Here is a 20,414-nt window from a genome sequence, read left to right on the forward strand (position 1 = left end):
CAGCCCGGTCAGCGCCGGGGTGCGGGCGCCCGGGCAGCGGCGGGCGAGGGCGGCGGCCCGGGTCCGTGCGGTGCGGGCGGCGGCCCGGGTGCGTGCGGTGCGGGCGGCGGCCCGGGTGCGTGCGGTGCGGGCGGCGGCCCGGGTCGCGGTGTACGTGTACGGCCTGGGCGTGCGCCTCGGCCGCGAAGAGCAGGAAGCCGCGTTCCGCCAGTTCCTCGGCCACCCGGTCCAGGGCGGGGCCGTCCGCCCGGGCGAGGGCGGCCGCGTGCCGCGCGAAGACACCGCCCGGCGGGAGCAGCCCCAGGGCCCGCTCGGGTGCGCCGGGCCGGACGGCGTCGTAGGCGTCGCCGGGGCCGAGCAGCGCCAGGGCGGCAGCCTGCTCCCCCGCGGGCGGCGGCGCACCACGCGGAGGTCCCCCCGTCCGGCAGCGGCTCGCCCGACTGGGCCGCCGCCAGCGCGAGTTCGGTACGGCACCCCGGGTCGTCGGGGCTCAGCCGGGCCCACGCCGTCGCCTCGCGGAGCGCGCCGCGCAGACGGGCGAAGCGGGAGCGCAGGGCGGCGTAGGCGGCCGGGACGCCGGCGCCCTCGGTGGCGAGCCAGTCCCCCACCGGGGTCGGCAGCGCGGTGACGTCGTCGGTGTCGATACGGCGTTCCAGCGCGGCCGTCTCGGCCTTCAGCGCGAGGGCGAGGTCGTCCGCGGTCGGAGCCAGGCGGCGGGCGCGCAGCCGGCCGGCGGCGGCGCGCAGCACCGGACCGTGCAGCGGGTGGGTGAGGCGTACGGCGTCGTGCTCGTCGGCGTCGATCAGCCCGGCGGCCTCCAGGCGTTGGAGGGCCCGCAGGTCCAGGGCGCCCGCGTCCAGCGGCAGGGGCGCGGCGAAGGCGAGGCGGTCGAGCGTCTCACGCTCGTCGGGGCAGGCCCGGTCCAGCGGCGTCGCAGCGTACTCGCGAACCGCGGCGGTGACCGGCAGCGGGCCGCGCCAGGCCCAGGTGTCGGTGCCGGGCACGGGGGTGAGCCGCCCGTGCGCGCGCAAGGTGTCCAGCAGGCCGCGCAGCAGCCGCAGGTCGCCGTCGGCGAGCCGGTGCAGGCGGGCCGCGGTCAGCGGTTCCGGGGCGTGGTCGACGGCGGCCGCGAGCAGACGCGCGGTGTCCTCGGCGGGCAGCGGCGCGAGGACGAGGCGGGGACAGCAGGCCGCCGGTCCACAGCCGGGTGATCGGGGCCGGGACCGGGTGGCCGTCGGTGACGAGCACGAGCAGGCGGGTACGGCCGTGCAGGGCCAGCTGGTGGACCAGCGCGGCCGAGGCGCCGTCCAGCCACTGCGCGTCGTCGACGAGTAACTGCCGTACACCGCCCAGCCTGCGCAGCGCCTCGTAAGGGGACGCCGTGTCCGGCAGCAGCGGCGCGAACGCGCCGTAGGGCGTCTCCCGGGCGCCGGGCGTGGCGGGGATGCCGGCGATTCTCGCGCAGTCGGTTCCGCGTACGGCCTCGGCGGCCAGCCGGGTCCTGCCGCAGCCGGCGCCGCCCGTCACCACCAGCCCGGGCCGTCCACCGGCCAGTGAGCGGCGAACCACGTCCAGTTCGCCCTCCCGGCCGGTGAACGGCCAGGCCGGCCGGAGAGTCCGCGCGTCACGGTCGAAACTCGTCACGACAACAGGAGCACCCCTACTCGGCTCTGATACAGGACGACTTGAGCAGCCCCCGACTCAGGCGGCGGGGTGGGGGCGCCGGGCATGCTGGTGCCGTGACGACGAGCGCGCGGACGAGACGGCGGTGATGCGCTGCTGACGGCGCGGCGCCGCCCGGAGCGCCGCGCTCGCACCACAGTCCGGCACCGGGGGAAAAGCGGCCGGGGACGTCAACTTCGGGGGATAGTGTCTGTCAGACCCTGGCAGACACTACTTGGATGACGTCGCCGGCCGCTGCCGCGCTCACTCGTGTGCTTGATGCCCCACTCGCCGACCGCGTGCGCTGAGGTAGTCGCGATATGCCAAGCGACCCAGCGACGAGGTACGCCGGCCGGGCCGCTGCAACTGACGTTCAGGCCGTGCGCGGGATGATGAACCCCCGCACCGGCTTCGGGTCCGGGTCGCGTGACTCAGGCTGCTGTGCACGCTTCCACGCTGCCACCAGCTCTGCGTACCGCGGGTCGATCCACTCGGACATGCGGCCTCCCTTCAGCACGGAGGCTAGACCAAGCTGGCCATCACCGAGGACTGGCATGCGGAGTTGTGGCTGGACGACACGGAGACCGTGGCGTCGTACCTGCGGGTGTGGCACACACTGTCCGAGTCGGCGGTCTACGGGGCCGACGCGCAGAACGCCATCAACCGTGCCCGTCGCGCCCTCCAGCCGAGGTGAGGCTGTCGATGCGGCGCTCCTGCCGCTCGATCCTCCGGTCCAGTTCCTCGCGGACCTCCTTGAAAGCAGCGAGGTCGGCCTGCGGCGAAGAGGCCCGAGCCCAGCAGGGCGACGGCGCAGAGCAACGGGGCGATGATCCCTGCACCAACCTCCCACGCTCCGCTCCTGGATGATGACGTCTCCGGCCGCAGCCGTCCGGTCAGGGCCGCAGGGGGCGCGTGAAGATGACCATCGGCCGGCCGGGCCCGTCGTAGTCGTCCTCCACACGCGCTGCGAAGCCGAGGCCGCGGTGGAAGGCGATCGAGCCGCTGTTGCCGACGGAGGTGATCGCTTTCAGGCGGGCCGCGCCCTGCGCGCGGGCCGCCTCGGTGAACGCCTCGTACAGCCGTCGGCCGAGACCTGTGCCCCGGCTGTCGTCGCGGGTGGCGATCAGATGGACGTAGCCGGTGCGGTCCGGGGTCACGAAGCCCACCAGGTAGCCGCGGATGCCGTCGTCGGCGCGGGCCACCAGGCAGGTGGCGCCGAACTCCCGCACGAACACCGGCTGGTGCAGGGCGCGCAGGTCCCGCTCGCCCCAGTAGCGCGGGTGGTCCGCCACCACCTGTTGCAGGTCCGTCACCGTGGCCCGGGTGATGTGGAGTGTCATGGGCCGATCATGGCAGCCGGAGCCCGGTGGGCGCCGTGTGCGTCAGGAAGCCGCCCGTTCCTCCCGCTCGGTGTCGTCGGGGTGGGCGAGGCCGAGGTGGTCGCGCAGCGTGGTGCCCTCGTAGTCGGTGCGGAAGACACCCTGTTCCTGCAGGAGCGGGACGACGGTGTCGGCGAACTCGTCCAGGCCGCCGGGGGTGATGTGCGGGACGAGGATGAAGCCGTCGGAGGCGTCGGACTGCACGAACTCGTTGATCGCCGCCGCCACGGTGGCCGGGGAGCCGACGAAGTTCTGCCGGTTGCCGGTGTGGATGACGAGGTCGCGGATCGACCAGTTGTTCGCCTCGGCCAGCTCGCGCCACTCACGGGCGATGGCCAGCGGATCGCGGTACATGCGTACCTGGGCGCGGCCCCGGGCGATGTGGTCCTCACTGACGTCGGGGTCGACGTCGGGCAGCGGGCCGTCCGGGTCGTATCCGGACAGGTCACGGTTCCACACGAACTCCAGGTGGCGGATCGCGGTGGCGCCGCTGACCTGCTGCCGGCGCACCTCGCGGGCCGCCTGCTCGGCCTCCGCGTCGCTGTCGCCGAGCACGAAGGTCGCCGCGGGCAGGATCAGCAGCTGGTCGGGGCGGCGGCCGTACCGGGCGAGGCGGCGCTTGACGTCCTGGTAGAAGGAGCGGCCGGTCTCCAGGGTGCCGTAGCGGCTGAAGATGGCGTCGGCCTCGGCGGCGGCGAACTCGCGGCCCTCGTCGGAGTCGCCCGCCTGGAAGATGACCGGGCGGCCCTGCGGGGAGCGCGGGACGTTGAAGCGTCCGTGGATGTCGAAGTGGCGGCCCTGGTGCACGAAGGCGCCGGCCTTGGCGTCGGACAGGAAGGTGCCGGTGGCCTGGTCGGCGACGATCTCGTCGCCGCGCCAGGAGTCGAACAGCTCGTGGGCGGTGGCGAGGAACTCCTGGGCGCGGCTGTAGCGCTCCTCCTGCGGCAGGAAGCCGCCGCGGCGGAAGTTCTCGCCGGTGAAGGCGTCCCAGGAGGTGACGACGTTCCAGGCGGAGCGCCCGCCGGAGAGATGGTCGAGGCTGGCGAACTGGCGGGCCACCTCGTAGGGCTCGTTGAAGGTGGAGTTGATGGTGCCGGTCAGCCCGAGGTGCTCGGTGACGGCGGCGAGCGCGGCGAGCACGGTGAAGGTGTCCGGGCGGCCGACGACGTCCAGGTCGTAGATCTTCCCGGCGTGTTCGCGCAGCCGCAGGCCCTCGGCGAGGAACAGGAAGTCGAACTTGGCCCGTTCGGCGGTCTTCGCGAAGTGCACGAAGGAGTCGAACTCGATGTGGCTGCCGGCTTTCGGATCGCTCCACACGGTGGTGTTGTTGACGCCGGGGAAGTGCGCGGCCAGGTGGATCTGCTTCAGCGGCTTGGTCATGGCGGTGGATTCCCTCCGGCTCAGGCGGTGGCGTAGCGGTTGGCGGGGCGGGCGAGGCCCAGCAGGCCGCGCAGGGTGCCGGCCTCGTAGGCGCGGCGGAAGGCGCCACGGCGCTGGAGTTCGGGTACCAGCCCGCGGGTGATGGCGGGCAGGTCGTGCCCGGCGACGGCCGGCCGCAGCCGGAACCCGGTCAGTCCGGCCTCCTGGAACTCCTGGAGCACGTCGGCGAGTTGGGCGGGCGTCCCGGTGAAGATCCGCGCGTCACTGGTGTACGGCTCACCGGCCAGGGCGTCCAGACGCTCCCGGCGGGCGGCGGCCGCGCCCGGGTCGTCGTCCAGGAAGACCACCAGGTCGGCGAAGACGTGCAGCGGCTGACCGGCCCGCCCGGCGGCCTGCTGTTCGGCGCGGATCCCGGCGACGATCGCCCGGGCCTGCCCGGTGTCGTGCGGGGTGACGTAGCCGACGTCGGCCTGGCGGGCCACCAGCCGGTTGGGGACGGTCCAGTGGGCGAGCGCCGTGACGGGCGGCTGGCCCTGCGGAGGGCGGGGGGTGATGGAGGGGCCCTTGACGCTGAAGTGTCGGCCCTCGAAATCGATGTAGTGCAGCTTGTCCCGGTCGATGAACCGACCGGTGGTCACGTCCCGGATCTCCGCGTCGTCCTCCCAGCTGTCCCACAGCCGCCGTATCACTTCAACGTGGTCGGCGGCCTCGTCGAACAGCTCGGTCACCACGTCCCGCGCGGCGGGGCTGTCGTAGGCGTCGACGCGTTCGATGGTGCGGCGGCCGAAGTGGGCGGCCTCGGCGGGCCGGGCGGAGATCTGCACCCGCAGGCCGGCCCGGCCGGAACTGACGTGGTCCAGGGTGGCGATGGCCTTGGAGATGTGGAACGGCTCGGTGTGGGTGGTGACGACGGTCGGCACCAGGCCGATGTGCGAGGTGAGCGGTGCGACGCGGGAGGCGATCAGGACGGCGTCGAGACGGCCGCGGACCTGGTCGGTGCGCTCGTCGGGGTCGAGGAAGTGGGAGGACTGCGGGCCGAGGCCGTCCTCGAACGTCACGAAGTCGAGCAGACCGCGTTCGGCCTCGGTGACGAGGCCGGCCCAGTAGCCGGCGGTGAACAGGTCGCGGGGCCGCGCCACCGGCTCGCGCCAGGAGGCGGGATGCCAGCCGGTGCCGTCCAGGGCGACGGCAAGGTGCACGGGGGCAGAGGGAGTCGAGGACACGAGGATGCCTTCCTGAAGGTCTGTGGGACACGCCGGCCCCGGGGAGCGACGGGGCGCGGGCGCGGCGGAGGCCGTGAGGGCGGTCGGCCGGAGAGGTCCGGCGGCCGGGCGTCAGGCGCGACAGAGGGCGCCGGCCACGCGCAGCAGATCGATGTGCGGCCGGGTGTGGAGGCGGACGGCGCGCGGGCTGCGGAGCACGGGCGTCACCTCCGGGGTGCGGGGCGCGGCGGTTGCCGCCGCGCCGGGGTCGTCGTGGGTGCAACGCCCGCTGAGGGCAGGGCTGTTCCCGGTGTCAGGAGTTGTCCAGCGGCAGGCCGGGCGGGTTGATCCGCGCTGTGGTGACAGCTTCGTTGGACAGGTTCCAGGCCTTGAGCCACTGCGCGTACTGGCCGTTCTGGATGAGGTGGTTGATGGCGTCGGCGACCGGCTTGGCCAGCCCGCTGTCCTTCTTCGTGGTGGCGGCGATCAGGCCCTGCAGGGTGGCGCCGGCCCCGGAGAAGGTGCCCGCGGTGCGGGTCGCCTGCGGGGTCTTCGCGGTCTGGGTGACGTGGTAGGCGATGCCCGGGTTGGGGCCGAAGTAGGCGTCGATCTTGCCGCTGCTCAGGGCGAGGTAGGTGCTGTTGTGGTCCTGGTAGTACTTGACGGTGAGCTTCTTGCCCTCGCTCTGGAGCTTCTTCTTCCACTCCAGCAGGATCCGCTCCTGGTTGGTGCCGCTGCCGACGGCGACGGTCTTCCCGGCGAGGCCGCGGTAGTCGCCGTCGAACGTCCAGGGGTCGGCCTTGGGGACCTCGAAGGCGAGGTTGTCCTGCCGGTAGGAGGCGAACTCGTACTTTCGCTTGCGTTCCTCGGTGTCGGTGACGTTGGAGAAGAGCACGTCGGACTTGCCGCTGTCGAGGCCGACGAACATGTTCTCCCAGGTGGAGTTGCGCAGTTCGGGCTTGAGGCCGAGGACCGCGGCGACCAGCCGGCCGAGGTCGGGTTCGGCGCCGGTGAGGGTCTTCTGGTCGCCGCCGACGTAGGCCAGCGGCGGGAAGCCGGACGGCAGGGCGCCGACGCCGACGCGGAGGGTGCCGCGTTCGCGGATCGCGGAGGGCACCTCGGCGCTGAGGGATTTCACCTCGGTCACCTTCACGGTGGTCTCCTGGGCGGCGCCGTTGGACAGCCGCCCCACGGTCACCGTCCCGGCGGCGGCGCTGTCGGCCGTGGTGGCGGCCTCGCTGTCCCCGCCGCAGGCGGCGAGCGAACCGGCGAGCAGCGCGGCGGCGGTCGCGGCGGTGAGGCCGCGCAGCAGGTGGCGTCGGGTGGCGTGGCTGGTCATGGCTGTCCTTGTCGCTGGGTGAACGGGGTGAGCGGAGGGGGACGACGGCCGTGCGGTCATACGGCGGCCTCGTGGCGGGCGCGGGCGCGCAGGCCGGTGAGTCCGGCGCGCACGCGCTGCAGCGGGGTCGGCGGCAGGGAGCGGGCGGCGCCGCGGGCGTAGTGGCGTTCGACGTAGAACTGCACGACGGAGACGGCGCTGGTGAGCAGCAGGTACCAGACGGTGACGACGAGCAGCAGCGGCACGATGTCGCCGGGGTAGGTGGAGCCCATGGTCTGCGCGGCGCCGAACAGGTCGAGCAGGGAGACGTAGAAGACCAGGGAGGTGCTCTTGACGAGGCCGATCAGCTGGTTGACGTAGTTCGGGACGATGGAGCGCAGCGCCTGCGGCAGCACGATCCGGGTGAACTGGCGGCTCCTGGGCAGGCCGAGGGCGGCCGCCGCGTCGTGCTGGCCCTGGTCGACGGAGAGGATGCCGCCGCGGACCACCTCGGCGGCGTAGGCGGCTTCGTTCAGGCTGAGGCCGACGACGGCGACGACCATGTCGGTCGCCAGCCGGGACTCGTCGAAGGTGAGGAAGGCCGGCCCGAAGGGCACCCCGAGGCTGAGGGTCTTGTACAGGGCGGAGAAGTTGTACAGGAACAGCAGGACGACGATGAGCGGGATGGACCGCAGCGCCCAGACGTACGTCCAGCTGACCAGCCGCAGCACCGGGCTCCTGGACAGCCGGGCGAGCGCGAGCAGGATGCCGCCGAGCAGGCCGAGGACCGCGCTGCAGGCGGTGACCTCCAGGGTGATGAGGAGGCCGTCGAGGATGGCGGGCCGGGAGAACCAGTAGCCGAAGCGGTCCCACTGGTAGAAGCTGTTGGTGGCCAGCCCGTGCACGAACTGGGCGAGCAGGACGAGCACGACGGCGGTGGCGACCCAGCGTCCGGGATGCCGCAACGGCACGACCCGCGGCGGGTGTTGCTTCACTGACGGTACGTCGGCTACGGGCGCTTCGGCGAGGGAGACGGCGGCGCCTGGGAGTTGGCTCATGGTGGGCTCCGGCGGGGAGTCGGCGGCGCCCTCGGCCGTGGCGGGCCGCGCGTCACCGCGTCCGGGCGGCGCGGGACGGCTGCGCGGCGGACGGGGCGGTGGCGCGGAGGGCGCACGGTACCGGGGGCTCGGGCGGGCGACGGCACACCGCGGGTGCGGGTGCGGCGGAGGAGCGCGGGGCGGACGGCTGAGGGGTCAGCCCCGGCAGCGGGCTCGGCCCGGTGCGGTACACAGTGCGCTGTTGACGCGCAGGAGATCGACGGCCCGGTCGGCGACCAGCGGGTTCGCGTACGGCCGCACGCAGCCCACGGCGCGGCGGGCCGCCGTGCTGGGAGCTGCGTGCATCATGTCACCGTCACTGTTCCGGCCCTCGGGGGCCTCGCGCTTACCGAAACGTCATCCGGTCCGGTCGTCACCTGGGGCACCCCACCGCGGAGCGAGGGTTGCCGGCCAGCGAGCCAGGGCTTGTCGCTGACACTCATGACCGTTCTGGGCCGTAATTAAGACAGCTGACCGAACCGCTGTCAACGGCCGTCCGTCTGCTGGGACCTGGTGTGGCGGGCCCAGTCGAGGATCTGCACGGCGGACCCGGCGGCCTCCAGACCTCGGCAACGGGTATGGTGACGGCGGCCGATGGAGTCGAGGTCGAGGTGGGCGCCGAAGGCCGGGTGGGCGGCGAGGCGGCGGGCGTGGGACCACAGGGCGGGATGGCCGGCGATGCGCTGCACGGCGGCGGCGTCGAGGTGATGCCGGTGCACGGTGTCGAGTTGCACCAGCGCCACCCACAACTCGACGTCCCCTGCGGTGATTTGCTCCCCGAGAAGATATCCCTCCGGCCCGCTCAGCAGCCGCTCGGCGTCGTCCAGCGAGGTGAGCAGCGTACGCAGGGACGCCGACCGCTCCGCCGGGTCTGCGGTCGCCGATCCGGCGCGCTGGGCGGCCTCCTCGATGCCCTCGGTGCACAGCCGCTCCACGGCCTCGATCCGGGCGGCGCCGGCGCGCGGGTAGAGCGCGGGGTGGCCGGAGGCGAAGTGCCGGTCGAGGTCGCGCATGATGTCGCGGGCGTGCGTGCTGACGATCCGCCCGGACCAGTCGTCGCTGAGCACGGGCGCGAGGGCCGGGCCCGGGTAGCGGTGGGCGCTGGCCTCGTACAGCGGGCGCAGCGTGGCGTGACCGCCGTCGGAGCAGTCCGGGACGGCGGGCAGGAAGGTGACCGGACAGCTCTCGCCGAGCCCGAGCAGGCTGTGCGTGACGGCGATGCGCAGCCCGTCGGGGCACGCGGTCGACACGTGGAGCCGGTAACGACGAGGCACGGCGTAGTGCCCACTGCGCGCGTCACGCCCGATCCGCCCGCGGAAGGCGGACGCGGACGGCGCGGAGGGGTGGGCGGCGAGCGGTGCGAGGGACATGGGTCTCCCGGGGGTCGGGCGCGCGGGGGCGCACGGGGGGTGGCGGCGGGACGGCTACTGGGGGCTGCCGGACAAGGTCGGCGGCGCGCAGCACCCGGCGAGCGATCGATACGGCAGCCGACGGTGCCCGAAGCGACGGGTGGCACGCGGACCCGGCGGCCTGGAGCACACACGGGGCACCGACGCACGGAACGCGGTCGCTTCCCCGGCGAGGGCCGCGGGCGCAGGCTCAGCCGGCCGGGCTGATGGCGCTGCAGACGCGCAACAGGTCGATGTGACGGCGGGAAGTGAGCAGGGGCGAACGGCCCGCCCGGGCGTGGGCCGGGAGCGGTGCACGAGTCCTCATGCCATTCCCTACCTGTTCACTAGGATTCCCTGCCCTGGAGTGTCGACCGGCCACGACCCACCGTCAAGGGGGCGTCCATCGGTTGGTCAGCGGGCGGGAAGGCGCGGCACGCAAAAAGGGCCCCCGCGGACTCTCGCCCGCGAAGACCCTTCGCACCGTCGGGACGACAGGATTTGAACCTGCGACCCCTTGACCCCCAGTCAAGTGCGCTACCAAGCTGCGCCACGTCCCGGTGCGTCGCACGCGGTGGACCGCGTGATCACGCAGGTAAACCCTACCCCACCCGCGCGGGTGCTCCCGCCGGGCGGGCGGGGCGGTCAGCCGGCGCCCGTGTACGCCGCCGTCGTGCGGTCGGCGGCCGCCCGGGCCCGGCGTTCGTCCTCGCCGCTCGCCACGTTCGCCGCGTACCAGGCCTCACTGCTCTCGGTGGAGAAGCGGCGCCCCTCCTCGGAGGTCATCCACGCCATGCCCTCGGCCGGATCGACGGGCCGGCCGGTCCTCAGGTGAAGGGTGAGGCCGACCAGCATCCCGTCCCAGCCGACGCCGACCGCGCCGGGCCCGAACTCCGCCCACTTGGTGTCGTCGACGTGGGCGATGTGGTCCAGCTCGAAGCGGGCCCGCCCCTCCCCCTCCGGGGTCAGCCGCAGCTCGATCCAGCTGGTCTCGCCGCCGTACTCCCAGGTCGCGGTGAAGCCCCTGGGCGGGTCGCAGTGCTCGATCGTGCCGCCGGCCTGGCCCTGCAGCTGGAAGCGGCCGCCCTCGCGCAGGTCGCCCTCGACCGGCAGGAACCAGTGGGGGATGCGCTCGGGGTTGGTGCAGGCGTCCCAGAGGTCGTCCAGCGGGACGTCGTAGGTCCGGCTCACGGTCACCACGCGGGCCTCGCCCGCCTTGAGGTCGCGGCGGCCGACCGTGCGGCGCACGCTGCCGATCTGGTGGGTCACGTCGATCACGGGGTGCTCCTCGGGGGTTCGTCGGTGCCGCGCAGCCGGCGTTCGCGGCGGCGGCGGCGAGGTCGGTGGCGAGGTCGTCCAGGTGCGGGGTCCAGAAGCGGCGGAAGCGGTACAGCCCTACTCATCTAAGCAGTGGCTGAGGTGAGGGAGCGCGCTGACCGAGGTCGAAGCGGAAGCGGCGAGGGCCGGGCCGTAGCGCGTACGCTGCGGTCCGGCCCTCGCCGTGGGCTGTCCCCGGCTACCTGACGCTCACCCGGCGGGGCGCTGCGCCGTCCAGGTGGACGACCACCGTGCTGAAGAAGCGCTGGACGGCGTCGTCGACACTGCGGATGAAGCCGGACTCGGCGTTGCCCCGGCCGCTCCCCATGCCCTTGGACAGCGACAGACGGAAACCGGTGATCCGCACACCGCTGTCCTTCGGCACCATGTCGCCGGGCTCGGGACGCAACCGCTCCAGCGTGCCCCGTGGGCCGCCGGCGTCCGAGTCGACCAGGGTTTCGACATGCAGGTCCGCCGGCGCCTCGGCCAGCCGGCGCACCAGCCGCTTGGCCCAGGACAGCGGGTAGCCCTGCTCGGGTGCGGGGATCTCCATGGAGGTGCGCAGTTTGCCGGTCCTCAGGTCCGCGCTGATCGCGAGGACCCCGGGCGTGCCCTCGATGCGCAGTTCGGCGTGGAGGCGGCCGTCCAGACAGAGCTGGTCGGCGAGGAGGCTGCGGCGGGCCCGCGGGTCCGTGCCGCGCCGAGTGCGCTGCACGGGAAGCACCTTCTGGCCGAGTTCACCGCCCAGCCGCAGGCAGACCTGGCGGATCAGCCGCTCCCAGCTCTCCACCACCTCCAGCGCCCGCGGGTCGCCCTGGCACAGCGTCTCGTCGTCGATGCCGTTGCGCACCGGGACCCAGGCCGAGCCCATGTTCTGGAACCCGTGGCAGCCGGAGTTCTCGTGCTGGAGGTAGTGGAGCAGTTCCTGGAGCAGCCAGGCGTGCGCGGCGTTGCCGACGCCCTCGTGCCGGATGAGGAGTTGCGCCTGGTGCGCCACCTCGGCCCAGGACAGGTGCCACAGAGCGACCTTGTGCTTGCGGCGGCCGTCGATCTTGACGTCGACGAGCGGTGTGCCCTCCAAGGCCACGTCGTTGGAGAGCGTGATCACCGCCTCGTAGCCGCGGCGCGCGGCGATGTCCATGTACGCCTGGACCTGTTCGTCCTTCAGGGGGTTGCCGTTGGTCTTCGTCTCGACCAGTGCGGTCCACAGCTTCCCCGCGCGCTCCACGCGGATGACTCCGTCGGGGCGCCGGGGGGTGTCCCCGTGCGGCAGGGAGACCTCGGTGAACGTCTCCATGCGCCCGGCCGGGGCGCCGAACGCCGCGGTGAGCCTGCGGCCGAACTCCGGCACCTGGGCCATCACCGACAGCAGGACCGAGGTGGCGCGCATCTCGCGATCACGGTCGCTCTTGAGGGCGGACACGGGAAAGAGCCTGGCCTGCCTCCAGGCGTCGTTCTCGGCGAGCGTCTTCGCCGCCACCGTGGGCAGGGTGATCTTCTTCTTCGCCGTACGCGGCCGGGCGGACGGCTTCCTGGGGGCCGGACCGTCCGCGGGCTGGCGCGGTGCGGGCACCGCCTCCAGCGTCGCCTGCGCGGACGGCGTGGCCGTGGTGTCCTGCCGTTCGTCGCTGCCCGCGTCGTCGAGCACTGTGGCCGCCGAAGTCGCGTCCGGTTCCTCCGCGTCGTCGACGTCGACGCCGAAGTCGGTGGCCAGACCGGCGAGACCGCTGTCGTAGCCCTGGCCGACGGCCCTGAACTTCCACTCCTGCGCGCGCCGGTACAGCTCGCCGAAGATGACGGCGCTGACGGAGCCGGCGTCGTCGATGGTGAAGCGCAGGAGGTTCTCACCGGCCGCGTCGGCCAACGTCACCCGGACGTCGTCCAGTTCACCGAACCGGGCGCCCCGGTGGCGGCTCGCGGCGACGACGATCCGCTCGATGCCGGACGGCACCGCGGTCAGATCGAAGACGATGCGGTCCTCGCTGCCGCCCTCCGTCGGCGTCTTGCCGAGCAACTGCACGCTGCCGTCGGCGGCCACCGGGTTGTTGTAGAAGTAGAAGTCCGCGTCGCTGCGGACCTTGCCGTTCGCGTCCAGCAGCAGCACGGACACGTCCGCGTCCCCCTCACCGGACGGACTGGCCCACCCCAGCGCGACGACGACGGATCCCACGTCTTCGCTCAGGGCTGCCAGCGATACGTTCGAGCCCTTGATCATTTCGTACACAAAGCCCCCCAGCCACCGCGCGCTCCCGGCGCGCGGACATCCCCTGCCCTACGGGCCTATCGAGCGACACGGTGTGACATGCCGCAGGCAGATGACTGTAGTGCCCACGCAGCCGGCCCGGGGCAGCCCTCGGCAAACGAGGCGGGAGCGGCTGCCGGCTCTACTTGATGACCGCGTTCGCCACCACCACCACGAAGCCCAGCAGCGCGTCCACCGCTCCGATGGCGAAGGCCGTCGGCCAGCTGCGGCTGGACCAGCGGGCCGTTGTCAGGCCGAGGAGGAAGAGGAGGGCGATGTTGAGAGCGAACGCCGGGTATTCGACGCCGTCGGGCGGCCACCAGCCCCAGCCGGCTCCCGCCAGCACCAGCACCGTCGGCAGGACGGCGGTGACCAGGGGCCACTCGTCGACGAGGGCGCGCAGGGCGTCCCAGCGGCGGTGCGGGCCGCGCTCGGCGATGTAGTGGGCGTAGCCGTGGGCCAGCGCGGAGGCGAAGGCGGTGATCAGCAGCCACAGGGCGTCGTAGCGGCGGCTGTGCGCGGAGGAGTGCCCGTACTGGGTGAGGGCCGCGACCATGGAGCTGGCCAGGACGGCGCCGTAGACACCGCCGAAGAGGATCATCTCGCGCGGGTCGTGGCCGCGCGGCGCGGCAGCCGTCGGCGGGGAGTCGGGGTCGGCCATGCCCTCACGATCACCCGGGCCGCGGGCGCCTGCCACTTGCCCGGATGGGGCGGGGGGCGAACCAACGCGTGCACGGTGCGTGCACGGTGCGACGATGTGTCCACTCGGCCAGGGCGAACGCGCACGACGATGTGTCCGCTCGGCCGGGGCGAACGCGCACACTGTGTCCAGCACCGCCGTCGCAGCCGTGCCGCTAGGGTCGCCGCATGATCCACAGCTTCGCACTGCACGTCCCCGACGCCGACCTCACGCCGGAGCCGCTCGACCCCGCCCAGATCGTCTCCGGCTCTCCCGAGGTGACCGGCAAGGTCGTGTGGGAGTCCGAGGACGGGCGCCAGGTCCGCGGCGTCTGGCAGATCACCCCCGGCGTGGTCACCGACACGGAGGCCGACGAGATGTTCGTCGTCATCAGCGGGTCGGCCACCGTCGAGGTCGACGGCGGACCGACCCTGCACGTCGGCCCCGGCGACATGGCGGTCCTGCGCGAGGGCGACCGGACGACGTGGACGGTGCACGAGACACTGCGCAAGGTGTACGCGATCGGGCTGTGACGCCCCGGTCGGATAAGCTCCTCCCGCTTCAAGATCGAAGATTGAGCAGGGGGGTCCCATGAAGATCGTGAGCGGGCTGGCGGCGCTGCTGGTCCTGGGCGCCGCGGCGCCGGCGGCGAGCGCGGCGGAGCCGAAGAATCTCCAGGTCATGTCGTGGAACATGTGCGGCAGCCAACGCGACAGCTGGCACTGCGCCGGCACCGGCACGCCGGAGCAGAAGACCGATGTGGTCAAGTACCACGTCGACCACGACTATGTGCAGGCGGTGCTTCTTCAGGAGGTGTGCGAGGACGACCTCACCCTGCTGATGGGCAAGCTCGGCGCGGGGTGGAGCAAGAGCTTCGCCCCCTACAAGTGGTCGCAGGACGGTGCGACCTGGAACAGCCGATGCGGCAACGACGGTCCGGACGACCGCGCCGACCGGATAGGCACGGCCATCGTGATCAAGGCGGGGATGGCCGACGCCACCTCCTATCCCCTCACCCAGCCGCGGACCGGGCTGAACCAGCCCTTCCAGTGCGCCACCGCGACCTGGTGGAACGTCAGGCTGTGCACGGTGCATCTGTCGCGCGCCGGCGTGAATCCGGACCACCCCGACTGGGACTACCGCGACGACCAGCTCAAGGACATCAAGAACGTCACCGCCGGCTTCCCCAAGGTGGTCTTCGGCGGTGACTTCAACAGCCTGGCCCCAGACCAGCCGGGCAACACCGACGCGTGGATCTGGCCCGCGGACCTGTACTCCCGGGGACCCGGCACCCCGGGGTACGTGGAGTGCGACCAGGACGGCGCCTCCCGTACCGGGCGGCCCACGCACGACGGCGGATGGAAGATCGACTACCTCTTCAGCAGTGAGCCGCGACGCTGGTGCGCGGTCGCCGAGTCGGCCTTCTCCGACCATCACGTCATGATCGAAAGCGTCAGCGTCGCCTGACCGGACAGGGCTGCGCGTGCCCGGCGTCCGGCCCTAGGTGGGCTGTCCCGTCGTCCCCCGCACCTCCAGATGTGGCGTGGTCAGCTGGACGCGGGCGGAGCCTTCCCGGTGCTCGAAGCGTTGGAGCAGGCAGCGGGCGGCGCGCCGGCCCACCTCGTGGCCGGCGGTGTCGACCGTGGTCAGCCACACGTGCCGGAGCCGGGAGATGCTCGTGTTGTCGTAGCCGGCCACGGAGACGTCCCGCGGCACGTTCAGTCCCAGCTCCGCGGCCGCCGTCAGCACGCCGACCGCCGTCATGTCGTTGACGGCGAAGATGGCGGTGGGCCGGTCGGGGCGGCTGAGGAGCCGGACCGTGGCCCGGTAGCCGCCCTCCTCCGTCAGGTCCCCGGGCTCGGCCAGCTGTTCGATCCCGTGCGCTACCACCGCGGACGCGTAGCCCTTCCGGCGCAGTTCGCCGACCGCGCCGTGCCCTGCGATGTGGGCGATCCGGCGATGGCCCAGCGTGACGAGGTGCTCCACGACGAGCCGGGCGCCCCGCTCGTCGTCGCCCGCCACCACGTCCACGCCCGGCAGCACCGGTTCCCGCGCTCCCGCGACCACCACCGGGAGCCGTTCGGCCACCCGCGCGAGGCCGGCCGGGTCGGGCAGCGTACCGACCACGACCAGGCCGTCGACCCCGAGGTCCAGGAAGGGTTCGGCGAGGTCGTGGCCCGCGCGGCGGCCGAGGCGGGCGTCGGAGAGCAGCATCTGCAGGCCGGCCGTGTGCAGCACGGAGTTGAGACCGTCGAGCAGTTCCACGAACCAGGGGTTGCGCAGGTCGTGCAGGAGCACCCCGACGGTGCGGGAGCGTCGTTCGCTCAGGGTGCGGGCCGCCGCGTTGGGCCGGTAGCCGAGCTCCCGCACCGCCCGGAGCACCGCGTCCCGCTTCTCGGGGCGCACCTGGCCGGAGCCCCGCAGCACGAGCGAGACGAGCGACTTGGACACCCCCGCCCGCTCGGCCACGTCACGGATCGTCGGCTGCCTCATGACGTGGACCGTTCCATGAAGCCCCCGGGTTGTCAAAGGGCTTGACAGCGGCGGTGGGCCCGCACAATGTGGCGGAAGAAGCTGGTTGGAACGGTCCAAACGTGAGAGGGCTGTCATGGCACGCACGCTCGGGGTCGCCGTCGTCGGGTTCGGCTGGATGGGACGGGTGCACACGCAGGCGTACGCGCGCGTACTCCATCACTTCCCCCTCCTCGGCCTGCGTCCGCAGCTGGTCGCCGTCGCCGAGGAGGTGCCGGGGCGGGCCGAGGAGGCCGCCGCGCAGTTCGGCTTCGCCTCGACGACCCGTGACTGGCGTGAGGTGGCCGCCGATCCCCGGGTGGAGGCGGTCAGCGTCACCGCGCCGAACTTCCTGCACCGCGAGATCGGCGTCGCCATGGCCGAGGCGGGCAAGCACCTGTGGATCGAGAAGCCCGTCGGTCTCGGCGCCGACGACGCCCGCGCGGTCGCCGACGCGGTCGCCGAGGCCGGCGTGCGGGGCGCGGTCGGCTTCAACTACCGCAACGCCCCGGCCGTCGAGGCGGCCCGCGAACTGATCCGCTCCGGGGAGCTGGGCGCGGTCACACACGTCCGCATCCGGCTCTTCAGCGACTACGCCGCCCACCCCGACGGTGCCCTGACCTGGCGTTACGAGCGAGAGCGCGGCGGCAGCGGGGTGCTCGGCGATCTCGCCTCGCACGGCGCCGACCTCGCCCGGTACCTGCTCGGCGACATCGCCTCCCTGACCGCCGACACCGCGATCTTCGTCCCTGAGCGGGCGCGGCCCGCCGGCGCCACCGCCGGCCACGCGCGTGCGAGCGGCGGCGCGCCCGGCCCGGTGGAGAACGAGGACTACGTCAGCTGCCTGCTGCGCTTCGCCTCCGGCGCCCGCGGCGTGCTCGAGGCCTGCCGGGTCTCCGTCGGTGAGCAGAACGCCTACGGCTTCGAGGTGCACGGCACCCGGGGCGCCGTCTTCTGGGACTTCCGGCGGATGAACGAGCTGGGCGTCAGCCGCGGTACGACGTACCAGGACCAGCCGGTGAGCACGGTGTACGTCGGCCCGGGCGCCGGCGAGTACGGCGCGTTCCAGCCCGGCGCGGCCAACGCCATGGGCTACGACGACCTGAAGGTCATCGAGTGCCACCGCTTCCTGCGCTCGATCGCCGAGGACACCGCGTACGGGGCGACGCTCACGGACGCCGTGCACAGTGCGACCGTGCTGGACGCGATGGCCCGCTCGGCCGCGAGCGGGGCGTGGGTGACACTCTCCGGCCAGGACGCTCCCCCGCCAGGTACCGGCGTCACGCCTCCCGGGTGAGCGCCCGCAGCCGTCGTACGCCGTCGGCGAGGGCGTCGGCGACGTCGCGCGGCGGGATGTCCGCGCCGCCCGCGCGGCCCTGGCTCGTGGTCCGGGCCAGCAGCGGCAGCTCGACCTGCACGCCCGGGCCGCCGGACATGTTCACCGGGTTGCGCGGGTTGAGGCCGCGCAGGGCGGCGGGGATCAGCGCCAGGTCGGTGACCGGTTCGAACCGCGGCCGCAGCGTCTGAAGGCCGCCCGCCAGGAGCCAAGCCGCGCTCCGGCCGGCGCCGCCGAGGAAGATCGAGCGGGGGGTGGCCGTCCGCAGATGCCCGTGCAGCGACACGACGACGTCGACGTGGGTGAGGAAGTGGTGCAGCAGGGCGCACGGGGCGGCCGCCATCCGCGCCGAGGTGATGTGCACCGGTTCCCCGTCGCACTGCCGGAACACCAGCCGCGACGCACCGCACCGATCCGCCAGCTCGTCGGCGAGTTCGCCGGTGCCGCCCTCGACGCTCGCGTGCAGCGCGAGCAGGCCGATGCCGTCGCCCGGGGTGAGCGCGGCCGTGAAGTCCACGCCCTCGATCCTCACGCGCTCGGTCCGCGTGCGCCCGGCCCCGGTCATAGGGCGGCCTGCGGCGGCATGTTGAAGGGGGTGACGACCTGGATCGCCGACGGCAGGGTGGGCCCGGCGGGTGGCAGCGCGCCGTGGGCCCGCATCACCAGGTGGCAGGCCTCTCGCAGGTCATGGCGCAGGTCGTGGTGGAGGACCGCGGACAGGCGGTGGTCCCGCAGCAGGCGGGTGTTGTCGTGGTCGAGGTCGTGCGCGATGAACACGGCGCACGCGCGGCCGAGGTCGGCGAAGGCCTGCAGCGTGGCGATGTTGCCGCCGCCGATCGAGTACACGGCACGGATGTCCGGGTCGCGTTCCAGGGCGGCGCGCACCAGGTCGTACTGGGTGGCGTCGAGCCCCTGGCCCTCGGCGATCTCGACGAGGACGCGCCCGGGGTGCCGGGCGCGCATGGCGCTGCGGAAACCCATCTCGCGCTCCTCCTCGTTGCGGAAGAAGCCGCTGCTGAGGCTGGTGAGGACGTTGCCGGGCCGGTCGCCGAGCCACTGGCCCGTCAGATAGGCGGCGGTGGCGCCCGCGGCGCGGTTGTCGATGCCGACGTAGCCGACGCGGGTGCTGGCGGGCAGGTCGGTGGCGAGCGTGACGACGGGGATGCCGGCGGCGGTGAGACGGCCGACGGCGGCGGTGATCTCGGGCACGTCCGGCGCCTTGAGCAGCACCCCCTGGGAGCCCCGGCGGGCGATCCGGTCCAGGACGCGGACCTGTTCCTCGACCGGCCCGGTCTCGCGGAAGTGGAAGCGGGAGCGCAGCACGGCCGGGTGCAGGGACGGCAGCTCCGCCTCCAGGGCGGCGCGTACGGCGGTGGAGAACCGTTCCGGCGCCTGCATCACGATGTCGATCATGAAGGTGCGGCCGATCAGCCGGACCTGGGTGCGCTGCCGGTCCAGGTCGGCGATGGCCCGGTGCACCTCCTGCGCGGTGGACGCGCGGACCCCGCCGCGGCCGTTGAGCACCCGGTCGACCGTGGCCTCGCTCAGACCGGCCTGACGTGCGATCTCCTTGAGCGGGAAGGGGTGGCCCACGGTCGGCTCCTTGAGGGGTTTTTGATGGCTGCCTGCCGGTTGTTCGCCGTGTTTGTCCTGACAAGAATGACAGAGCCGCGTGACTCCGTGACCCGCACCTCGCGCCGTCGGCCACGCGTCACGTGATGAACGAAGGGACCGCGATGTCCGCCACCGCACCGCAGCGCGCCTGGCTGTCCGAGCCGGACTGCGACCTGACCGCCTTCCGCACCCTGATCGAGCGGACCACCGGCCCCGCCGACTGTCCGCACGCCGCCGCCGTCGAGCACAACGTGCCGCTCTACGACGCCGGGCAGCTCGGCTCCGGCCGCGAGATCCAGGCCGAGATCGTCCACGTCCTCGCCGACGGCCCCGGGATCGCCGTCTTCCGGGGCGCCTTCCCGGACCCGTCCGTCGTCGACCGGCTCACCGCCGTCTTCGAGGCGCTGATCGCCGAGCAGCGCGCCGCGGACCGGACGCCCAGTGACCACTTCGCACGCCCGGGCGCCAACGACCGGGTGTGGAACGCCCTCCAGAAGGCCGCGCTGCGCGACGCGGAGGCGTTCGCCGACTACTACGCGAACGACGTCGTGGCGCTGGCCTCGCGGGCCTGGCTCGGCCCCGGCTACCAGGTCACCTCCCAGGTCAACGTCGTCAACCCGGGCGGCGCGGCGCAAGACCCGCACCGCGACTACCACCTGGGCTTCCTCGCGAACGACACCGCCGCGGCCTATCCGGCGCACGTGCACCGCCTCTCCCCCGTGCTCACCCTGCAGGGCGCCGTCGCCCACTGCGACATGCCGGTGGAGTCCGGGCCGACGCTGTACCTGCCCTACTCCCAGCTGTACGAGCCCGGGTACCTGGCGTGGCGGCTGCCGGAGTTCCGGGCGTACTTCGCTGAGCACCATGTGCAGGTGCCGCTCGCCAAGGGCGACGCCGTCTTCTTCAATCCGGCCCTCTTCCACGCGGCCGGCACCAACCGCTCGGCGGACATCCGGCGCACGGCCAACCTGCTCCAGGTGTCCTCCGCGTTCGGCCGGGCCATGGAGAGCGTGAACCGCGAGGCCGTCGTCGACGCCGTCTATCCGGTGCTGCTCAAGCGCAAGGCCGACGGGGCGGGCGAGCAGTGGCTGGAGCAGGTGATCGCCGCGAGCGCCGAGGGCTATCCCTTCCCCACCGACCTGGACCGCGACCCGCCGGTGGAGGGGCTCGCGCCGCCCTCGCAGGCCGATCTGGTGCGCCGCGCGCTCGCCGAGGAGTGGAGCCCTGAGACACTTCGCGCCCAGCTGCGCGCCGGCGCCGAGCGGCGCACGAGCTGACGCGCGGATGAG

At 73.2% G+C, this 20,414-nt stretch carries 21 protein-coding genes, 1 tRNA gene, 1 pseudogene and 1 riboswitch; of the genes and pseudogenes, 5 read left to right on the forward strand and 18 right to left on the reverse strand.

From position 1 onward, the window contains the following. Positions 1 to 8: 8 nt before the first annotated feature. Positions 9 to 1,346 (reverse strand): hypothetical protein, encoded by a 1,338-nt coding sequence (locus AC0B9F_RS06330; protein ID WP_471999131.1) that lies wholly within the window; start codon positions 1,344 to 1,346, stop codon positions 9 to 11. 689 nt (positions 1,347 to 2,035) lie between these two features. Then, entirely contained in the window at positions 2,036 to 2,161 is a 126-nt protein-coding gene (locus AC0B9F_RS06335) for a hypothetical protein (RefSeq protein WP_471999133.1), read from the reverse strand. A 39-nt stretch (positions 2,162 to 2,200) separates the two neighbouring features. Here AC0B9F_RS06335 and AC0B9F_RS06340 point away from each other — a divergent pair. Next, a pseudogene (locus AC0B9F_RS06340) lies at positions 2,201 to 2,356 on the forward strand (transcriptional regulator); the annotation flags it as partial. Positions 2,357 to 2,555: 199 nt separating this feature from the next. On the opposite strand, the gene AC0B9F_RS06345 reads toward AC0B9F_RS06340, so the two are convergent. From AC0B9F_RS06345 to AC0B9F_RS06405, 13 genes are all read right to left on the reverse strand, one after another. Further along, on the reverse strand, positions 2,556 to 3,002 hold the full coding sequence (locus tag AC0B9F_RS06345) for a GNAT family N-acetyltransferase (protein ID WP_471999135.1): 447 nt from the start codon (positions 3,000 to 3,002) through the stop codon (positions 2,556 to 2,558). A gap of 42 nt (positions 3,003 to 3,044) precedes the next feature. Beyond that, the gene (locus AC0B9F_RS06350) at positions 3,045 to 4,421 is read right to left on the reverse strand and encodes an NtaA/DmoA family FMN-dependent monooxygenase (RefSeq protein WP_471999137.1); all 1,377 of its coding nucleotides are present in this window, start codon (positions 4,419 to 4,421) and stop codon (positions 3,045 to 3,047) included. A gap of 20 nt (positions 4,422 to 4,441) precedes the next feature. Continuing rightward, positions 4,442 to 5,644 (reverse strand): LLM class flavin-dependent oxidoreductase, encoded by a 1,203-nt coding sequence (locus tag AC0B9F_RS06355; RefSeq protein WP_471999139.1) that lies wholly within the window; start codon positions 5,642 to 5,644, stop codon positions 4,442 to 4,444. Positions 5,645 to 5,755: 111 nt separating this feature from the next. Then, on the reverse strand, positions 5,756 to 5,851 hold the full coding sequence (locus tag AC0B9F_RS06360) for a putative leader peptide (RefSeq protein WP_471999140.1): 96 nt from the start codon (positions 5,849 to 5,851) through the stop codon (positions 5,756 to 5,758). A gap of 85 nt (positions 5,852 to 5,936) precedes the next feature. Further along, entirely contained in the window at positions 5,937 to 6,962 is a 1,026-nt protein-coding gene (locus AC0B9F_RS06365; protein ID WP_471999142.1) for an ABC transporter substrate-binding protein, read from the reverse strand. A 56-nt stretch (positions 6,963 to 7,018) separates the two neighbouring features. After that, complete coding sequence (locus AC0B9F_RS06370; RefSeq protein WP_471999143.1) at positions 7,019 to 7,999, reverse strand: amino acid ABC transporter permease; 981 nt, start codon at positions 7,997 to 7,999, stop codon at positions 7,019 to 7,021. Between the two features lie 195 nt (positions 8,000 to 8,194). Then, a complete protein-coding gene (locus AC0B9F_RS06375) occupies positions 8,195 to 8,344 on the reverse strand; it encodes a hypothetical protein (RefSeq protein ID WP_363263988.1) in 150 nt (49 codons plus the stop codon). Positions 8,345 to 8,375: 31 nt separating this feature from the next. Next, a riboswitch (SAM riboswitch) is annotated at positions 8,376 to 8,485 on the reverse strand. A 38-nt stretch (positions 8,486 to 8,523) separates the two neighbouring features. Then, on the reverse strand, positions 8,524 to 9,408 hold the full coding sequence (locus AC0B9F_RS06380; protein WP_471999145.1) for a glutathione S-transferase C-terminal domain-containing protein: 885 nt from the start codon (positions 9,406 to 9,408) through the stop codon (positions 8,524 to 8,526). Positions 9,409 to 9,637: 229 nt separating this feature from the next. After that, positions 9,638 to 9,754, reverse strand: a complete 117-nt coding sequence (locus AC0B9F_RS06385) for a putative leader peptide (RefSeq protein WP_471999147.1) — start codon at positions 9,752 to 9,754, stop codon at positions 9,638 to 9,640. A gap of 158 nt (positions 9,755 to 9,912) precedes the next feature. Then, positions 9,913 to 9,986, reverse strand: a tRNA-Pro gene (locus tag AC0B9F_RS06390). Positions 9,987 to 10,071: 85 nt separating this feature from the next. Further along, positions 10,072 to 10,704 (reverse strand): SRPBCC family protein, encoded by a 633-nt coding sequence (locus AC0B9F_RS06395; protein ID WP_471999149.1) that lies wholly within the window; start codon positions 10,702 to 10,704, stop codon positions 10,072 to 10,074. 238 nt (positions 10,705 to 10,942) lie between these two features. Beyond that, positions 10,943 to 12,958, reverse strand: coding sequence for a TerD family protein (locus AC0B9F_RS06400; protein ID WP_472000848.1), 2,016 nt, complete (start codon positions 12,956 to 12,958; stop codon positions 10,943 to 10,945). Between the two features lie 169 nt (positions 12,959 to 13,127). After that, positions 13,128 to 13,646: a hypothetical protein gene (locus tag AC0B9F_RS06405; protein WP_471999151.1), complete on the reverse strand. Its 519-nt coding sequence runs from the start codon at positions 13,644 to 13,646 to the stop codon at positions 13,128 to 13,130. Between the two features lie 206 nt (positions 13,647 to 13,852). Between AC0B9F_RS06405 and AC0B9F_RS06410 the strand changes: the two genes are divergently transcribed. Both AC0B9F_RS06410 and AC0B9F_RS06415 read left to right on the forward strand, forming a co-directional pair. After that, positions 13,853 to 14,197 (forward strand): cupin domain-containing protein, encoded by a 345-nt coding sequence (locus AC0B9F_RS06410; protein WP_471999153.1) that lies wholly within the window; start codon positions 13,853 to 13,855, stop codon positions 14,195 to 14,197. A gap of 58 nt (positions 14,198 to 14,255) precedes the next feature. Continuing rightward, a complete protein-coding gene (locus AC0B9F_RS06415) occupies positions 14,256 to 15,131 on the forward strand; it encodes an endonuclease/exonuclease/phosphatase family protein (protein WP_471999155.1) in 876 nt (291 codons plus the stop codon). A 33-nt stretch (positions 15,132 to 15,164) separates the two neighbouring features. Here AC0B9F_RS06415 and AC0B9F_RS06420 read toward each other — a convergent pair whose 3' ends face one another. Continuing rightward, entirely contained in the window at positions 15,165 to 16,157 is a 993-nt protein-coding gene (locus tag AC0B9F_RS06420) for a LacI family DNA-binding transcriptional regulator (protein WP_471999157.1), read from the reverse strand. Positions 16,158 to 16,272: 115 nt separating this feature from the next. Here AC0B9F_RS06420 and AC0B9F_RS06425 point away from each other — a divergent pair, with 115 nt between their 5' ends. After that, positions 16,273 to 17,472, forward strand: coding sequence for a Gfo/Idh/MocA family protein (locus tag AC0B9F_RS06425; protein WP_471999158.1), 1,200 nt, complete (start codon positions 16,273 to 16,275; stop codon positions 17,470 to 17,472). Here AC0B9F_RS06425 and AC0B9F_RS06430 read toward each other — a convergent pair. After that, positions 17,456 to 18,028 (reverse strand): poly-gamma-glutamate hydrolase family protein, encoded by a 573-nt coding sequence (locus tag AC0B9F_RS06430; RefSeq protein WP_471999160.1) that lies wholly within the window; start codon positions 18,026 to 18,028, stop codon positions 17,456 to 17,458. The two genes, AC0B9F_RS06425 and AC0B9F_RS06430, sit on opposite strands and share 17 nt — an antisense overlap. Positions 18,029 to 18,072: 44 nt before the next feature. Next, positions 18,073 to 19,104 (reverse strand): LacI family DNA-binding transcriptional regulator, encoded by a 1,032-nt coding sequence (locus tag AC0B9F_RS06435; RefSeq protein ID WP_471999161.1) that lies wholly within the window; start codon positions 19,102 to 19,104, stop codon positions 18,073 to 18,075. 143 nt (positions 19,105 to 19,247) lie between these two features. On the opposite strand from AC0B9F_RS06435, the gene AC0B9F_RS06440 reads away from it, so the two are divergent. After that, the gene (locus AC0B9F_RS06440; RefSeq protein WP_471999163.1) at positions 19,248 to 20,402 is read left to right on the forward strand and encodes a phytanoyl-CoA dioxygenase family protein; all 1,155 of its coding nucleotides are present in this window, start codon (positions 19,248 to 19,250) and stop codon (positions 20,400 to 20,402) included. Positions 20,403 to 20,414 lie beyond the last annotated feature (12 nt).

This window comes from Streptomyces sp. NPDC097129, assembly GCF_055668065.1.

What these genes read in the sequence shown, in the direction of transcription:
- AC0B9F_RS06400 (WP_472000848.1), bottom strand. Translation starts at nt 12,958, where the DNA reads ATGATCAAGGGCTCGAACGTATCGCTGGCAGCCCTGAGCGAAGACGTG.
- AC0B9F_RS06365 (WP_471999142.1), bottom strand. Translation starts at nt 6,962, where the DNA reads ATGACCAGCCACGCCACCCGACGCCACCTGCTGCGCGGCCTCACCGCC.
- AC0B9F_RS06425 (WP_471999158.1), top strand. Translation starts at nt 16,273, where the DNA reads ATGGCACGCACGCTCGGGGTCGCCGTCGTCGGGTTCGGCTGGATGGGA.
- AC0B9F_RS06335 (WP_471999133.1), bottom strand. Translation starts at nt 2,161, where the DNA reads ATGTCCGAGTGGATCGACCCGCGGTACGCAGAGCTGGTGGCAGCGTGG.
- AC0B9F_RS06420 (WP_471999157.1), bottom strand. Translation starts at nt 16,157, where the DNA reads ATGAGGCAGCCGACGATCCGTGACGTGGCCGAGCGGGCGGGGGTGTCC.
- AC0B9F_RS06370 (WP_471999143.1), bottom strand. Translation starts at nt 7,999, where the DNA reads ATGAGCCAACTCCCAGGCGCCGCCGTCTCCCTCGCCGAAGCGCCCGTA.
- AC0B9F_RS06440 (WP_471999163.1), top strand. Translation starts at nt 19,248, where the DNA reads ATGTCCGCCACCGCACCGCAGCGCGCCTGGCTGTCCGAGCCGGACTGC.
- AC0B9F_RS06380 (WP_471999145.1), bottom strand. Translation starts at nt 9,408, where the DNA reads ATGTCCCTCGCACCGCTCGCCGCCCACCCCTCCGCGCCGTCCGCGTCC.
- AC0B9F_RS06345 (WP_471999135.1), bottom strand. Translation starts at nt 3,002, where the DNA reads ATGACACTCCACATCACCCGGGCCACGGTGACGGACCTGCAACAGGTG.
- AC0B9F_RS06385 (WP_471999147.1), bottom strand. Translation starts at nt 9,754, where the DNA reads ATGAGGACTCGTGCACCGCTCCCGGCCCACGCCCGGGCGGGCCGTTCG.
- AC0B9F_RS06350 (WP_471999137.1), bottom strand. Translation starts at nt 4,421, where the DNA reads ATGACCAAGCCGCTGAAGCAGATCCACCTGGCCGCGCACTTCCCCGGC.
- AC0B9F_RS06410 (WP_471999153.1), top strand. Translation starts at nt 13,853, where the DNA reads ATGATCCACAGCTTCGCACTGCACGTCCCCGACGCCGACCTCACGCCG.
- AC0B9F_RS06415 (WP_471999155.1), top strand. Translation starts at nt 14,256, where the DNA reads ATGAAGATCGTGAGCGGGCTGGCGGCGCTGCTGGTCCTGGGCGCCGCG.
- AC0B9F_RS06375 (WP_363263988.1), bottom strand. Translation starts at nt 8,344, where the DNA reads ATGCACGCAGCTCCCAGCACGGCGGCCCGCCGCGCCGTGGGCTGCGTG.
- AC0B9F_RS06405 (WP_471999151.1), bottom strand. Translation starts at nt 13,646, where the DNA reads ATGGCCGACCCCGACTCCCCGCCGACGGCTGCCGCGCCGCGCGGCCAC.